Origin of the sequence: Pseudomonas moorei (assembly GCF_042846945.1) — a bacterium.
In the GTDB taxonomy this organism is placed as follows: Bacteria; Pseudomonadota; Gammaproteobacteria; order Pseudomonadales; family Pseudomonadaceae; genus Aquipseudomonas; species Aquipseudomonas moorei.
This window is the reverse complement of record NZ_AP035776.1, coordinates 1,570,157-1,584,634: the sequence shown is the minus strand read 5'-3', so window position 1 is coordinate 1,584,634 and position 14,478 is coordinate 1,570,157. Positions and strand designations below refer to the sequence as shown.

16 protein-coding genes and 1 tRNA gene are annotated in these 14,478 nt (G+C 59.6%); 15 read left to right on the top strand and 2 right to left on the bottom strand.

Features of this window, described 5'->3' with window-relative positions; genetic code table 11:
• The first annotated feature begins 85 nt into the window (after nucleotides 1-85).
• The 7 genes from ACGJAX_RS07505 (at nucleotide 86) to ACGJAX_RS07475 (ending at nucleotide 5,424) form a co-directional block, all read left to right on the top strand.
• Nucleotides 86-484: an acetyl-CoA sensor PanZ family protein gene (locus ACGJAX_RS07505; RefSeq protein WP_090328027.1), complete on the top strand. Its 399-nt coding sequence runs from the start codon at nucleotides 86-88 to the stop codon at nucleotides 482-484.
• Nucleotides 485-568: 84 nt separating this feature from the next.
• On the top strand, nucleotides 569-2,794 hold the full coding sequence (locus ACGJAX_RS07500) for an AsmA family protein (protein ID WP_390958179.1): 2,226 nt from the start codon (nucleotides 569-571) through the stop codon (nucleotides 2,792-2,794).
• Nucleotides 2,791-3,858 carry an A/G-specific adenine glycosylase gene (gene mutY / locus ACGJAX_RS07495; protein WP_248916170.1) on the top strand — a complete coding sequence of 356 codons (1,068 nt, stop codon included), beginning with the start codon at nucleotides 2,791-2,793 and terminating at the stop codon, nucleotides 3,856-3,858. Before ACGJAX_RS07500 ends, mutY begins: the two co-directional genes overlap by 4 nt.
• Nucleotides 3,855-4,127 carry an oxidative damage protection protein gene (locus tag ACGJAX_RS07490; protein WP_003220737.1) on the top strand — a complete coding sequence of 91 codons (273 nt, stop codon included), beginning with the start codon at nucleotides 3,855-3,857 and terminating at the stop codon, nucleotides 4,125-4,127. Before mutY ends, ACGJAX_RS07490 begins: the two co-directional genes overlap by 4 nt.
• 103 nt (nucleotides 4,128-4,230) lie before the next feature.
• Nucleotides 4,231-4,306: transfer RNA gene (locus ACGJAX_RS07485), tRNA-Phe, on the top strand.
• Between the two features lie 233 nt (nucleotides 4,307-4,539).
• On the top strand, nucleotides 4,540-4,977 hold the full coding sequence (locus ACGJAX_RS07480) for a hypothetical protein (RefSeq protein WP_090327981.1): 438 nt from the start codon (nucleotides 4,540-4,542) through the stop codon (nucleotides 4,975-4,977).
• 297 nt (nucleotides 4,978-5,274) lie between these two features.
• Nucleotides 5,275-5,424 carry a hypothetical protein gene (locus tag ACGJAX_RS07475; protein WP_247256761.1) on the top strand — a complete coding sequence of 50 codons (150 nt, stop codon included), beginning with the start codon at nucleotides 5,275-5,277 and terminating at the stop codon, nucleotides 5,422-5,424.
• A gap of 107 nt (nucleotides 5,425-5,531) precedes the next feature.
• Here ACGJAX_RS07475 and ACGJAX_RS07470 read toward each other — a convergent pair whose 3' ends face one another.
• A complete protein-coding gene (locus ACGJAX_RS07470) occupies nucleotides 5,532-5,981 on the bottom strand; it encodes a carboxypeptidase regulatory-like domain-containing protein (RefSeq protein ID WP_390958176.1) in 450 nt (149 codons plus the stop codon).
• A 241-nt stretch (nucleotides 5,982-6,222) separates the two neighbouring features.
• Between ACGJAX_RS07470 and ACGJAX_RS07465 the strand changes: the two genes are divergently transcribed.
• From ACGJAX_RS07465 to ACGJAX_RS07455, 3 genes are read left to right on the top strand one after another with little or no spacing between them, the layout of a single operon-like run.
• Complete coding sequence (locus tag ACGJAX_RS07465; RefSeq protein ID WP_247256667.1) at nucleotides 6,223-7,185, top strand: alpha/beta fold hydrolase; 963 nt, start codon at nucleotides 6,223-6,225, stop codon at nucleotides 7,183-7,185.
• A 37-nt stretch (nucleotides 7,186-7,222) separates the two neighbouring features.
• On the top strand, nucleotides 7,223-7,639 hold the full coding sequence (locus ACGJAX_RS07460; protein WP_090327975.1) for a hypothetical protein: 417 nt from the start codon (nucleotides 7,223-7,225) through the stop codon (nucleotides 7,637-7,639).
• A 6-nt stretch (nucleotides 7,640-7,645) separates the two neighbouring features.
• A complete protein-coding gene (locus ACGJAX_RS07455) occupies nucleotides 7,646-8,098 on the top strand; it encodes a hypothetical protein (RefSeq protein ID WP_390958173.1) in 453 nt (150 codons plus the stop codon).
• 87 nt (nucleotides 8,099-8,185) lie between these two features.
• Here ACGJAX_RS07455 and gabP read toward each other — a convergent pair whose 3' ends face one another.
• Nucleotides 8,186-9,577, bottom strand: a complete 1,392-nt coding sequence (gabP, locus tag ACGJAX_RS07450; RefSeq protein ID WP_090327969.1) for a GABA permease — start codon at nucleotides 9,575-9,577, stop codon at nucleotides 8,186-8,188.
• 565 nt (nucleotides 9,578-10,142) lie between these two features.
• Between gabP and ACGJAX_RS07445 the strand changes: the two genes are divergently transcribed.
• The 5 genes from ACGJAX_RS07445 to ACGJAX_RS07425 all read left to right on the top strand — a co-directional run bounded on the left by ACGJAX_RS07445 (nucleotide 10,143) and on the right by ACGJAX_RS07425 (nucleotide 14,346).
• Complete coding sequence (locus ACGJAX_RS07445; RefSeq protein WP_007972784.1) at nucleotides 10,143-10,916, top strand: ABC transporter ATP-binding protein; 774 nt, start codon at nucleotides 10,143-10,145, stop codon at nucleotides 10,914-10,916.
• Between the two features lie 13 nt (nucleotides 10,917-10,929).
• Complete coding sequence (locus ACGJAX_RS07440; RefSeq protein WP_090327967.1) at nucleotides 10,930-11,676, top strand: ABC transporter substrate-binding protein; 747 nt, start codon at nucleotides 10,930-10,932, stop codon at nucleotides 11,674-11,676.
• 78 nt (nucleotides 11,677-11,754) lie between these two features.
• Complete coding sequence (locus tag ACGJAX_RS07435; RefSeq protein ID WP_047536288.1) at nucleotides 11,755-12,450, top strand: ABC transporter permease; 696 nt, start codon at nucleotides 11,755-11,757, stop codon at nucleotides 12,448-12,450.
• Nucleotides 12,447-13,136, top strand: a complete 690-nt coding sequence (locus ACGJAX_RS07430; protein ID WP_390958171.1) for an ABC transporter permease subunit — start codon at nucleotides 12,447-12,449, stop codon at nucleotides 13,134-13,136. Before ACGJAX_RS07435 ends, ACGJAX_RS07430 begins: the two co-directional genes overlap by 4 nt.
• A complete protein-coding gene (locus tag ACGJAX_RS07425; protein ID WP_390958168.1) occupies nucleotides 13,117-14,346 on the top strand; it encodes a methyltransferase in 1,230 nt (409 codons plus the stop codon). Before ACGJAX_RS07430 ends, ACGJAX_RS07425 begins: the two co-directional genes overlap by 20 nt.
• The last annotated feature ends 132 nt before the right edge of the window (nucleotides 14,347-14,478 follow it).

Below are 14,478 nucleotides of genomic sequence, written 5' to 3'. Positions count from 1 at the left end.
TACGTTATCTGATCTCTTGAGCGACAGGCCCCGGCAACGGTCGCTCGATCAGTGCGCGAATCGCTTACAACCCACAGGAATCACTATGCCAATCATTGTCGAGCCGTTGAACGAAGCCACCGGCCAGGATCAGCAAGACCTGCAGAAGATTTATCGCGACGCTCCGGACTGGCTGTTCGCACCGTTCGCCGGGGACTCACCGCTGATCGAAGCCTGCCTGCAGGACGGGTCGCTGATTGCCGGGCGCTTCAATGACCGGCTGCTGGGTGCGGCACGACTGCAACGGCACCCTGACGTCTGGCATTTGTCTCATCTATGCGTGCGAAAAATCACTCGTCGCCGTGGCGTCGCTGAACGTCTGGTGCGCGAAGCACAGAAGATGGCCGCGCAATCCGGTGCCACATTGCGCCTGCTGTCCCCGGCCGGGCACCTGGAATCCCGGGCACTGGCCGCAAAGCTGAATGTGCTACTGGATGTTATGTAGAAATGATCGCTGACCGGTCGTCCGTTACTGAGCGCTATACTCCTCGGCTAAATTTCGAATTCGACTAAATACAAGGACTCGCCCATGAAAGCGTTCGGCAAAATCCTGGGTCTGGTACTTCTCGGGTTGTTGCTGATCATTGTGGCGCTGGGCTTTGCCCTGACCCACTTCTTCGATCCCAACAACTACAAAGACGAGATTCGCCAGATAGCCCGCGACAAGGCCCACATCGAGCTGACGCTCAATGGCGATATCGGCTGGAGCCTGTTCCCATGGCTGGGCCTGGAATTGCACGATGCCGGTGTTGCGACCCTGGCCAAGCCCACCGAACCGTTTGCCGATCTGCAGATGCTCGGCCTGTCGGTCCGCGTGCTGCCGCTGCTGCGTCGTGAAGTGCAAATGAGCGATGTCCGCGTCGAAGGCCTGAACCTGCGCCTGACCCGTGACAAGGATGGCCATGGCAATTGGGAAGACATTGGCAAGGTCCCGGCACCGACCACGACCGGCACGCCTGCCGCCACCTCCGGTGAACCAGCGCCACAAACCACGGCCCAGGTTGAAAAACCGTCCCAGCCGGTGCGCCTCGACATCGACAGCCTAACCGTCAACAACGCCCGCGTTGAATACAACGACGAGAAGACCGGCAAGCAATTCAGCGCCGAAAGCATTCAGCTCAGTACCGGCCCGGTGCATGACTCCACCAACACTCCGATCAAACTCACCGCGTTCCTCGGTACCAACCAACCGGTTCTGCGGGTGCGTACCGAGCTCAACGGTGAGCTGCGTTTCGAGCGCGCATTGCAGCGCTACAAACTCGAAGACATGAGACTGTCCGGCGAAGTTGCCGGCGACCCGCTGCAAGGCAAGACCATGACCTTCGCCGCCCAGGGCCAGTTGTTACTGGACAAGGCGGCCAACGTCGCCGAGTGGACCGGCATCAAGATCTCCGCCAACCAACTGCGTGCGCTGGGCGAGCTGAAGGTCAACGACCTCGACAAGACGCCACAGATCAGCGGTGGACTGTCGATTGCCCAGTTTGATCTGGCGAAGTTCGTCGACAGCATCGGTCAGACGCTCCCGGCCATGGCCGAAGGCAGCCTGAGCAAGGTCGAACTGGTCAGTCGCCTGGCGGGCACGCCGACCAGCCTTGTACTGGACGAAATCAACCTGAAAGTCGACGACAGCACCTTCAGCGGCCGCATCGCCGTCGAAGACTTCGCCAAGCAATCGCTGCGAGCGGTGCTCAAGGCCGACACTTTCAACGTCGACCGTTATTTGCAGCCGAAGTCGGCTGAGGCCAACAGCGCGACGCAAGTGCGTCAGGCCGAAGTCGCCAGCACCGAAGCGGATGCCCTGGCCGGCGCCGGCAGCACACCGCTGCCACAGCCACCGACCAAGGACGCATGGAGCAACGAGCGCCTGTTGCCGGTGGAACGCCTGAGCAAACTCGATGTAGATGCCGACCTGACCTTTGGCCAGCTGACCCTGGAAAAACTGCCGATTCAGAACGCGGCGCTCAAGGCCAACGGCCAGGGCGGACTGCTGACCCTGACAAACCTGCGCGGCGATCTGTATGGCGGCAACTTCGAAGCCTCGGGCACCCTCGACGTACGCCAGCAGGTACCCGCGCTGAACTTGCAGACGAAGATCAACCGGGTGCCGGTGGAGAAAATCCTTGAAAGCCAGGGTAAAAACCCACCGGTCAAAGGCCTGGTGACCCTCAACAGCAACCTGACCGGCAACGGCAACAGCCAGAAAGCGCTGATCGAAACCCTCAACGGCAACGCCGGTTTCGTCATCAACAATGGTGTGCTGCTCAACGCCAACCTTGAACAACAACTGTGCAAGGGCATCGCCACGCTCAACCGCAAAACCCTCAGCGGCGAGCCACGGGGCAAGGACACACCGTTCCAGGAACTCAAGGGCAACCTGACCTTGCGCAACGGCGTAGCCAGCAACCCGGACCTGAAAGTGCGCATCCCGGGCATGACCGTCAAGGGTGACGGTGATGTCGACCTGCGAGTGCTGGGCATGGATTACCGTGTGGGCATCATCGTCGAAGGCGACACCAGCGCCATGCCGGACCCCGCTTGCCAGGTGGGCGACAAGTTTGTCGGTATCGAGTGGCCACTGCGTTGCCGTGGTCCGCTGGAACTGGGTGCCAAGGCATGCCGTCTCGACAACGAGCGCATGGGTCAGGTCGCAAGCAAACTGGCCGGCGACAAGATCAGCGAAAAAATCGACGAGAAGCTGGGCGACAAGGTCAGCCCTGAACTGAAAGATGCACTCAAGGGGCTGTTCAAGCGATGAAAGCCGAACAGTTTTCAACGGCGGTGCTGGATTGGTACGACCGCCATGGCCGGCATGACCTGCCATGGCAACAGGACATCAACCCGTATCGGGTGTGGGTTTCGGAAATCATGTTGCAGCAGACCCAGGTCAGCACCGTGCTCAATTACTTCGATCGCTTCATGGCCTCGCTGCCGACGGTCGAAGCCCTGGCCGCTGCGCCTGAGGACGAAGTGCTGCACCTGTGGACAGGCCTGGGTTACTACACCCGTGCGCGCAATCTGCAGAAGACCGCGAAGATCGTCGTCGACCAGTACGGCGGCGAATTTCCCCGGGACGTGGAAAAGCTCACCGATCTGCCGGGCATCGGCCTGTCTACGGCCGGGGCCATTGCCAGCATCAGCATGGGCCTGCGGGCGCCGATCCTCGACGGCAACGTCAAACGCGTGCTGGCTCGATTTACCGCGCAGGAGGGTTACCCGGGAGAACCAAAGGTCGCCAAACAGCTCTGGGCCAATGCTGAGCGCTTTACACCCCATGATCGGGTCAACGCCTACACCCAGGCGATGATGGATCTGGGCGCCACGCTCTGCACCCGCAGCAAGCCGAGCTGCCTGCTCTGCCCGCTGCAAAAGGGCTGCGAGGCGCACATGCTCGGTCTGGAGACGCGCTACCCGATCCCCAAACCGCGCAAGGCCGTGCCTCAGAAGCGCACGCTGATGCCGTTGCTCGCCAACGGCGACGGCGCGATTCTGCTTTACCGTCGCCCTTCCACGGGCTTGTGGGGCGGTTTGTGGAGCCTGCCGGAACTCGATGACCTCGACGACCTGCAGCACCTGGCTTCGCAGCACTCACTGGCGCTGGGCAACCAACAGGCCCTGCCGAACCTGGTGCATACCTTCAGCCATTTTCAGTTATCCATCGAACCCTGGCTGGTACAGGTCCAGGAGGACGGCCACCACGTGGCCGAGGCCGACTGGCTCTGGTATAACCTCGCCACCCCGCCGCGCCTGGGCCTCGCCGCCCCGGTCAAAACCTTGCTCGAACGCGCGGCCGCCGTATTGAACGCAGGAGAATCGTCATGACCCGCACCATCATGTGCCGCAAGTACAAAGAAGAATTGCCAGCCCTGGAGCGCGCTCCATTCCCGGGCGCCAAGGGCCAGGACATTTTTGACCACGTCTCGGCCAAGGCCTGGGCCGACTGGCAAAAGCACCAGACCCTGCTGATCAACGAAAAACGCCTGAACATGATGAACGCCGAAGACCGTAAATATCTGCAGGGCGAGATGGACAAGTACTTCTCCGGCGAGGATTACGCCAAGGCCGAAGGCTACGTTCCGCCTGCAGAGTAACCCTGCAAAATCGGGGGGCGGATCGTAAGCGACGGAATTAATTTAAGAAATTTTAAAAAAGTCGTTGACGTAAATCCGAAAAACCCTTTTAATGCGCCCCGTTGCCCAGATAGCTCAGTCGGTAGAGCAGGGGATTGAAAATCCCCGTGTCGGCGGTTCGATTCCGTCTCTGGGCACCAAATACCGAAAACCCTGAATCGCAAGATTCAGGGTTTTTTTATGCCCGGGATTTGTCCAATCCTGACGCCGCCGAAATTTCTTACACGAGCGGCGCCCTTTTCCTTTCAGTCGCGCCCTCACTCTCACACACGACTTTGAGATACGTCTCATTGAGCATGCGCCCCTTGCACAGTGAAACTTTTGCAGCAGCAAATCTGCCTGCATTCAACGTTTCAAAGTAAGGAAGCATTTCTTGAATACGCTTTTGAAGTTCCTCGCCCTGTCGACCATCATCGCGACAGCAAGCGGCTGTGTCAGCTACAACACCAGCCAACCTTCTTCGCCGATCGACAGCACCGTCAAAGCAGACCTGAAGGCAGACATCGCCGTCGGTGACGCCATCTCCGGCCAGTCTTCGGTCAACGTCCTGTTCGGCGTCCTGAAGTTTGGTGGCGATTCCCAGTTTGCGGACGGCGTCAGCTACGGCGGTGAGAGTGGTGGCCTGAGCGGTCTTGGCCTGGATCCCGTCAGCGCCGTCAAATCGGCCGCGGCCTACAAAGCGGTAAAATCTTCCGGTGCCGACCTGATCGTCGCCCCTCGCTATGAAGTGAACGAAGAAAACTACTTCATCTTCAAAAAAGTTTCCGTCACGGTAAAAGGCAACAAAGGCAACATCCGCAGCATCCGCTAACACATCCCCCCAGGTGTTTGTTCAGCACTCCATCCATTGCGTTTTGGCAAACCGAAAAGCCTAGTGCAATGCATTCCGTAAGCAGCCATTGAAAGACGGCTGTTTGCGGACTTGAGAAGGGCCCGGGTCGCCCGCTCATCACCGGTCTTGGTTCGCACTTTCGGACTTTCAAAATTTTCCACCCCCATCGTTATTTCTGAGGATCCATTACTGCTGCAGGGCTGATTGCTTGAGTATTCAGGCTGCTGCATGAACAGTCATGTGATCGCCGGCCAATCACTAACAGGGAGGAATGTAATGTCTTGGGATCTCATTGGCATGTTGGCGCTCGTCGCTTTCTGCGCCGGCTTTTTGATCGTGGTCTGCTGCGCCTTGGCCATCAAGCTGCTGAGCGTAGAAACCAATCCCTTGCGCGTTGCGGTGATCCAGTCATTGGCTTGGTTATGAGCATTTCAATCAACCAGATCTCCCAACCAATCACCCACCACACGTACAAAAAACCCTGAGTCGCAAGATTCAGGGTCCTATTTGCCTCGCGGTTTTCTGGCCATTCGCTAACTTTTACTATTCCAGTGAAAGACCAGGTTGCGGGCCGCTCCGTTGCCGATATCCGCCGTATCCCGCCGCTCTTCGCCGTTGCGCGAGGCGACGACAGTGTATTTGCCAGCGGGCAACTGGACGTAAACCAGCGGGCCGGCTTCGCTGAGTGTCAGCACGGTTTGTCCGTGGTCTTTCTGTATGACCACGTTCACATCAGGGATGTACTCGTTTAGCGGGCCAACAGAGAAGATCATGTGCAGGTTGTAGCCCGTGGTCTGCTGGATAGCGTGCGCTTCATCATCGCCAATGCCGCCAGACAGATAGGCAATTCCGTTTTCCTCTTGCCGCTGAATCTGCACGCCCGAACCATCAACAGGCTCCAGGCTGGCGGCAGGCGATATGGCTGGAAACATGAATACGCCGACCGTGGCGATGGGCAACAGCAGTGAATGGAAGATTTTCATGATGTCGACTCCCGGGCTCTTCAGAACCCAATCGTTACCCTTCTTTTGATTTGTGCGCGGAGGCAGGAGTTTTAGATTGATTCAGACTTGGGGTGAGCGCGGAACGACCCCGGACTGCTAAGCATCGACAATGCGCGGTGCCTGAAGAGCGGCTGAAGGAGAAACAACTGTAGCCCCGATGGATTGTTCATCTGCCGCGTGAAGACTATCGTTGGCAACTCTCCGCAAAGGACGGGCACCGATGAACTTGCAGGAAACCCCACCTCTAGCGCCCACTCAGATCGAACTGCCGCTGGCGGGTGACGCCCTTGGCGAACCCTTCAAGGAGGTCGCGGCAGACGGCTTCGCACTGGGAGGTTTCAGCTGGCGGCATGCTGCCAAGGACACTCAGCGCCCGGTCGTCATCATCAACGCCGCCACCTCGGTGCGCTGCCGTCACTACTCACGCTTCGCGGACTACCTGTTTGCCAATGACTTTGACGTGATCACCTACGACTACCGCGGCATCGGTGAATCGCGCCCGACGTCACTGAAAGGATTGAAGGCCTCTTGGTCCGACTGGGGCGCCCTGGATTTCGAAGCGATGCTCAAGCGCGCACAGCGTGAGTTTCCCGATCAGCCGATCGATGTGGTCGGCCACAGCTTTGGAGGCTGTGCAGCGGGCCTGGGAGCGTCGGGACGGCTTATCCGCCGCATGGTGACGGTTGGCGCGCAATTCGCGTACTGGCGCGACTATGCGCCCTCACATCGCTGGCGGATGCTTGGCAAGTGGCATGTGGTGATGCCGTTGCTCACGATGATTTACGGTTACTTTCCCGGCAAGCGCCTTGGCTGGCTGGAAGACACCCCCGCCGGGGTGGTCCGTGACTGGAGTACGCCCACCGCTCGTTACGAGAAGCGCCCCAGCGGCCGGGACCTCCACACAAGACACTTCGCCGCCGTCACCGCAAAAGCCCTGGCCATCAGTATCAGCGACGATCCCTATGGCACGATTCCCGCCATCGAACGCCTGCTCAACTACTTCACCCACAGCAACAACACTCACCTGCGCATTGCGCCCGAAGACATCGGCGAAAAAGAAGTTGGCCATTTCGCCTTTTTTCGCAGCGCATACCAAGCCACACTATGGCCCATCGCATTGTCCTGGCTGCAAAACGGCGAGCTGGCCCCCGGCACACCCGGGCGGACGGTGCCACGCAGCTGAACCAGCCGCCCTTTCAACGAATTACGGAACGACGCCCATGGCCTCCGCCAACAAGCAGCAAAAACGCGCCTCCCGCGCCAAGGCCAAGGCCAAGCAGAACCGCACTCAACGGGCCGCCGCGCCGGTCGAGCTGGACCCGAACGACGACCGCATCGACTTCGAATCGGTGGACCTGACTGAACTGTTCAAGAAAATGATCGACGCACAAAAGATCAGCCAGCAAGCCATGTGCGCGGCCTTCCTCGAAGACCCGCTGCTGGAGCTGGTATACGAGCAGGAAGGCGAGGAAGGCGCGATGGATTTCATCCTCGCGGCGCTGATCGAGTATCGCCAATGGTCCGCCGACACCGACGAAGCCGGTGCCCTGGCATGGATCGAATCCCCGGCCTTCCAGGCTGACTACGTGGCGGCGTCCGACGCCATCGCGGCCCAAACCCAACAGAAACCGAACTGAGTTCCCATGGCCTCCCTGAACAAGCAACAGAAACGCGCCAAACGCGCAAAAGCCAAAGCCAGACAGATCAACATCCACGGCCGAAAACCCGCCGCGCAGGACGCTGACCTGGGCGAAATGGGCGAGCCGATCCCGGAATACACCCTGGCGATGTTCAGCAAGATGCGCGACGCGGAAGCCATCGGTCGCAATGACATGCTGCTGACCCTGCTGACCGACCTCGCCGGGATCATCAACGACCATCCAGAGCTGCTGGACATGGAAAACGCCGACAACGAAGCCATGGCCGCCACCCACCTGGCCGCCGACATGCTGATCGACTATCGGATGTGGGCTGACGGCATGGACCGCGACACCGCCCAGGCCTGGCTGACCGACCCGCAGTTCATCACCGACTTCGGCGATGCACTCGACAGCTATCGCCAGACGCTGGAAGCGCAGGAAGACAAAAGCGAGTAACGATTTCAACGCAAACAAAAACGGCCGCTTGTCATCGCTGACAGCGGCCGTTTTTCATTTCAACAACGTCTGGCGTGAGTCAGGGACTCAGCGCGCAACCGCCCCGATCATCTTCTCGTTACGACGACGGCGAGCAACCAGCAAGCCGGCCGCTACCACCATGATACCGAGCAGACCGGTCGCGAGGATTTCCACACGATGGGCCTCCTGGAACAGCATGATGGTCAGGGCGCCGACGATGAACACGATCACCGCGTAGGTCAGGCCCGGGAACAGCCACATGCTGAAGACGATTTTCTCGCCGCGAGCCATACGCTGTTTGCGCATGCGCAGTTGCGAGACCGCAATCACCAGGTACACGAGCAGTGCAATGGCACCGGAGCTGGCCAGCAGGAATTCGAATACCGCCGCCGGGGCCACGTAGTTGGCGAATGTCGCCAGGAACGCAGCACCTGTGGACAACATCACCGCCCAGTATGGCGTGCCGCTGCTGTTGGTACGGGTGGACATGGCCGGTGCATCACCGCGCTTGCCCAGGGAGAACAACATGCGCGACGAGGTGTAGAGCGCCGAGTTCAGGCAGCTGGTCACGGCGACCAGTACCACGATATCAACAATCATTTTGGCATTCGGAATGCCCATGCGCTCAAGCACGGTCTGGTAGGAACCGAGGCTGGCCAGTACCGGATCGTTCCATGGCACCAGGGCCACAACGATGAAGATCGATACGAGGTAGAACAAGCCGATCCGCCAGATCACCGAGTTGGTGGCCTTGGAGATTTGCTTGCCAGGGTTCTTCGATTCCGCGGCCGCGATGGTCACGATTTCGGTACCCATGAAGGAGAACATGGTGGTCAGGATCGCGCCCAACACCGCGCCCATGCCGTTTGGCAGGAAGCCCTGTGTGTCGAACAGGTGCGAAACGCCGCTGACCTGGCTACCTGGCAGGAAGCCGAAGATCGCCAGCACGCCGAGCACGATGAAACCGATGATCGCCAGGACCTTGACCAGGGCGAACCAGAATTCGAACTCGCCATAGTTCTTCACGCTGAACAGGTTGGTCACCGTCAGCAACATCGTGATCACCAAGGCAAAGGCCCAGATAGCCACGTTAGGGAACCAGGCATGCAGAATGGTCGCGGCGGCGTTGGCCTCCAGCGGGATGACGAGCACCCAGAACCACCAGTACAACCAGCCGATGGTGAAACCGGCCCAGTGACCGATCGCGCGATCGGCGTACGTCGAGAAGGAACCTGTGTCCGGCGAAGCAACGGCCATCTCGCCGAGCATGCGCATGACCAACACCACCAGCATACCGGCGGCGGCGTAAGCCAACAGTACAGCCGGGCCTGCGGCGGCGATTGCGTGACCCGAGCCGACGAACAGGCCGGCACCGATAACCCCGGCAATCGACAGCATGGTCACATGACGCGGTTTGAGCCCCTGTTCGAGGCCATTAGAGCTTTGGGTACTGCTCATTGAAACTACCTTTGTAAGGAGAAGCGAATACGTTCACCCGTCTGGTGTTCCTCTTTGTAAAAAGAAACAAACGGGGGCGTTCCGGAATCTGCACGCAATAATTGCGCCAAAATGTTTCAAAACCGTCTACCCCGGCGATTTCAACCTGACCGGACAGTCATCGCAAGCCATTGATATTAATGGCACTTTGCCAGAACGTTACCCTGCGACTCACTTCAAGTGACGATCCCGCGCACCGGAAACACACCCAAAAATGCCTCGACGCACGATAAAAGTGCAGTTCGGCCACCTTTGGCCTGTTTACGCTTCCAACCCCCCGCCAAAGCTGGCAACATCGCGCCCTTTTTTAGAACGGCCGCCTGGCTTTTTATCCGGAAGCAGGGTTCAAACGACTGTTCGGTTGTTGACGGGACGACAGTCTGCTGCGCCGATGCGACAACCTGCCACATGCCACCCGTTTACTGCCCGTAGCGCTGTTGGCTGCCTTGGAAACGCTATGCTAGCTTGGCCGCCTCGCCAGTAAGGCCGCCAACAGCAGGAGCGCAAAACACAATGAGGAACGCACATGGCTGAGGCCACGCCCGCGCTTGAAATCCGCAACCTGCACAAACGCTACGGCTCGCTGGAGGTGCTCAAAGGCATCTCGCTGACCGCCCGCGACGGCGATGTGATCTCGATCCTGGGTTCTTCCGGCTCCGGCAAGTCCACGTTCCTGCGCTGCATCAACCTGCTGGAAAACCCGCATCAGGGCCAGATCCTGGTCGCCGGCGAGGAGCTCAAGCTCAAAGCCGCCAAGAATGGTGAACTGGTCGCTGCCGACGGCAAGCAGATCAATCGCCTGCGCAGCGAAATTGGTTTTGTATTTCAAAACTTTAATCTGTGGCCGCACATGAGCGTGCTCGACAACATCATCGAAGCACCGCGCCGCGTGCTCGGCCAGAGCAAGGCCGAAGCCATCGAAGTGGCCGAAGCCTTGCTGGCCAAGGTTGGTATCGCCGACAAGCGCCATGCCTACCCCGCACAACTGTCCGGCGGTCAACAACAGCGCGCGGCCATCGCCCGCACCCTGGCCATGCAGCCCAAGGTCATCCTGTTCGACGAGCCCACCTCCGCCCTTGACCCGGAAATGGTCCAGGAAGTACTTAATGTCATCCGCGCACTGGCCGAAGAAGGCCGCACCATGCTGCTGGTGACCCATGAAATGGGCTTCGCCCGTCAGGTTTCCAGCGAAGTGGTGTTCCTGCACCAGGGCCTGGTAGAAGAGCAAGGATCGCCACAGCAGGTGTTTGAAAACCCGCTTTCGGCACGCTGCAAACAATTCATGTCCAGCAACCGCTAACGGAGCTACCCGCATGCAGAACTTCAAAAAAATCTTCCTGGCTGCCGCCGTCACCCTGGCCTTCAGCGCCGGTGCCATGGCCGAAACCCTGAAGATGGGCATCGAAGCGGCCTACCCGCCGTTCAACAATAAAGATGCCAGTGGCAACGTGGTCGGCTTCGACAAGGAAATCGGCGACGCCCTGTGCGCCAAGATGAAAGTCGAATGCACCGTCGTGACTTCCGACTGGGACGGCATCATTCCGGCCCTGAACGCCAAGAAGTTCGACTTCCTGATCTCTTCGATGTCGATCACCAACGAGCGCAAGCAAGCGGTGGACTTCACCGACCCGTACTACTCCAACAAGCTGCAATTCATCGCGCCGAAAGATAAAGAGTTCAAGACCGACAAGGCTTCCCTGCAAGGCAAAGTGATCGGCGCACAACGTGCGACCCTCGCCGGCACCTGGCTGGAAGACAACATGCCGGGCGTTGAAGTCAAACTCTATGACACCCAGGAAAACGCCTACCTCGATCTGACTTCCGGTCGCCTGGACGGCATCCTGGCGGACAAATACGTCAACTACGAGTGGCTCAAAAGCGACGCTGGCCGCGCCTACGAATTCAAGGGCGATCCGGTGGAAGAAAGCGACAAGATCGGTATCGCCGTGCGCAAGAACGATCCGATCCGCGAAAAGCTGAACGCCGCGCTCAAAGAAATCGTTGCTGACGGTACCTACAAGAAAATCAACGACAAGTACTTCCCGTTCAGCATCTATTGATCCTGACCTGCCGGACCGGTGCCGCCTGCTGACGGCGCCGGTCCCCGGCCTTGCCTGCCGCGATTTGAAAAGAAATCCATGATTATCGACCTCTACGGATTCGGCCCGGCGCTCGCCGCTGGCGCGCTGATGACTGTGAAACTGGCGCTCTCGGCCCTGTGCCTGGGACTGGTACTCGGTCTGCTCGGCGCCTTGGCCAAGACTTCCCCGTACAAGCCGTTGCAATGGCTTGGCGGCACCTATTCGACCCTGGTTCGCGGAATTCCGGAACTGCTCTGGGTCCTGCTGATCTACTTCGGCACCGTCAACCTGATGCGCGCCCTGGGCGAGTTCTTCGGCAACCCCGACCTGGAACTCAATGCCTTCGCCGCCGGCGTCATCGCCTTGGGCCTGTGCTTCGGCGCCTACGCCACGGAAGTGTTTCGCGGCGCGATCCTCGCCATCCCAAAAGGCCATCGTGAAGCCGGTGTGGCGCTGGGCCTGTCGAAATGGCGCATCTTCACCAAGTTGATCATGCCGCAGATGTGGCGCATCGCCCTGCCCGGCCTGGGCAACCTGTTCATGATCCTGATGAAGGACACCGCACTGGTGTCGGTGATCGGCCTGGAGGAAATCATGCGTCACGCGCAAATCGGCGTGACCGTGTCCAAGCAACCGTTCACCTTCTATATGGTCGCTGCATTCATGTACCTGAGCCTGACGATCCTGGCCATGACCGGCATGCACTTCCTGGAAAAACGCGCCGCTCGCGGCTTCGCGAGGAGCGCCCAATGAACTGGGAAATCATCATCAAGTGGCTGCCGAAACTGGCCCAGGGCGCGACACTGACCCTGGAGCTGGTGGCCATCGCCGTGATCGCCGGCCTGCTGCTGGCGATTCCCCTGGGCATCGCCCGTTCGTCACGCCTGTGGTGGGTGCGGGCATTTCCCTACGGCTACATCTTCTTTTTCCGTGGCACGCCGTTGCTGGTTCAACTGTTCCTCGTCTACTACGGCCTGGCGCAGTTCGACATCATCCGTAACAGCTCGATGTGGCCGTACCTGCGCGATCCGTTCTGGTGCGCCACCGCGACCATGACCCTGCACACCGCGGCCTACATCGCCGAGATCCTGCGCGGCGCGATTCAGGCGATTCCACCGGGCGAGATCGAAGCGGCGCGAGCCCTGGGCATGTCCAAGGCCAAGGCGCTGATCTACATCATGCTGCCCCGCGCCGCGCGCATCGGCCTGCCGGCCTACAGCAACGAAGTGATCCTGATGCTCAAGGCCAGCGCCCTGGCCAGCACCGTGACCCTGCTGGAGCTGACCGGCATGGCCCGCACCATCATTGCCCGGACCTACCTGCCGGTGGAGATCTTCTTCGCCGCCGGCATGTTCTACCTGGTAATGGCGTATGTGCTGGTGCGCGGCTTCAAGCTGCTGGAGCGCTGGTTGCGCGTCGATGCCTGCCAAGGGCGTTGATGCCCACGTGTTGACGGGCGAGTCCCTGCTCGCCCGCTTCACCGCGCTGGATGCTTTTCTGACACGGCACCAGGCGCTGTGGAAGCCTCGACCGTTCACCCATCTGCAGCTTCCCTGGGAAACGGCCTACCCCGAATTGTCCGCCTGGCTACGTGGCCGATCACTGCAAGACGCAGAAAACGCCCACAACCAACCTGCCCTGCTGGACGCGCCGGAACCTTTTGCTTGCTTGGCGGCGATATCTCTTGAATTGGCGGCCGTGGGTGAATTGCCGGCGCATGTACTGGAGGCTGCGGGGCATCGTCTGAACGTGGATGTGCCGGGTCGCAAGTGGCAGCAGATCGAAGCCTTCGCCAGTCGATTGCAGTTTGCCCATGTGCCGACGCATTGGCTGGACTGGTGCTCGGGCAAGGGGCACTTGGGGCGTCGGTTGCTGCATGCCGGTCAACAACTGACCTGCCTGGAATACGACCCGGCGCTGGTTGCCAGTGGCCAGGCCCTCAGTCAACGCCATGGACAGCATGCGCTGCATGTCGAGCAAGATGTGCTCACGGCGGATACCGCTACGCTGTTAAACGCTGACCACACACCAGTAGCCCTGCACGCCTGTGGCGATCTGCACGTGCAACTGATCCATCTGGCCAGCGCAGCGGGCTGCAAACAACTCGCCATCGCACCTTGCTGCTATAACCGAATCAGTCTTCCCCAGTACTCACCGATATCTTCGGCCGCCAGGAACTCCGATCTACAGCTGTCTATCGACGATCTCGCACTGCCGATGAGCGAAACCGTGACCGCGGGTGCGCGCGTCCGCCGTCAGCGCGACACCTCCATGGCCCGGCGACTGGCCTTCGACCTGCTGCAACGCCAGCTGCGTGGCGTGGATGAGTACCTGCCAACCCCGTCCCTGCCCAGCGCCTGGCTGGACAGCACCTTCGCCGAGTACTGCCAGCATCTGGGCGGACTCAAGGACTTATCCACAATCGGCCCGCAAGATTGGGCGGCACTGGAAGCCAGCGGTTGGCAGCGCCTGGCGCAAGTGCGCAATCTGGAGCTGTTGCGTGGCCTTTTCCGACGCCCACTGGAGCTTTGGCTGGTACTCGATCGGGCGCTTTTCCTGTTCGAACAGGGCTACACCGTTCGCCTCGGCACCTTCTGCGAAACCCCGCTGACGCCACGCAATTTCCTGCTATTGGCAGAACGCCTCTAATGATGCGCAGCCTGTGGATAACTCTGTTGATGAAAATATCGTGGATCCAACATTTACAGCTGTTTCAGGGGTGAAACGATACTGTTCAGATTTCGTACACTTGAATAAAAAACCTGAAAAACAGTGATTTGC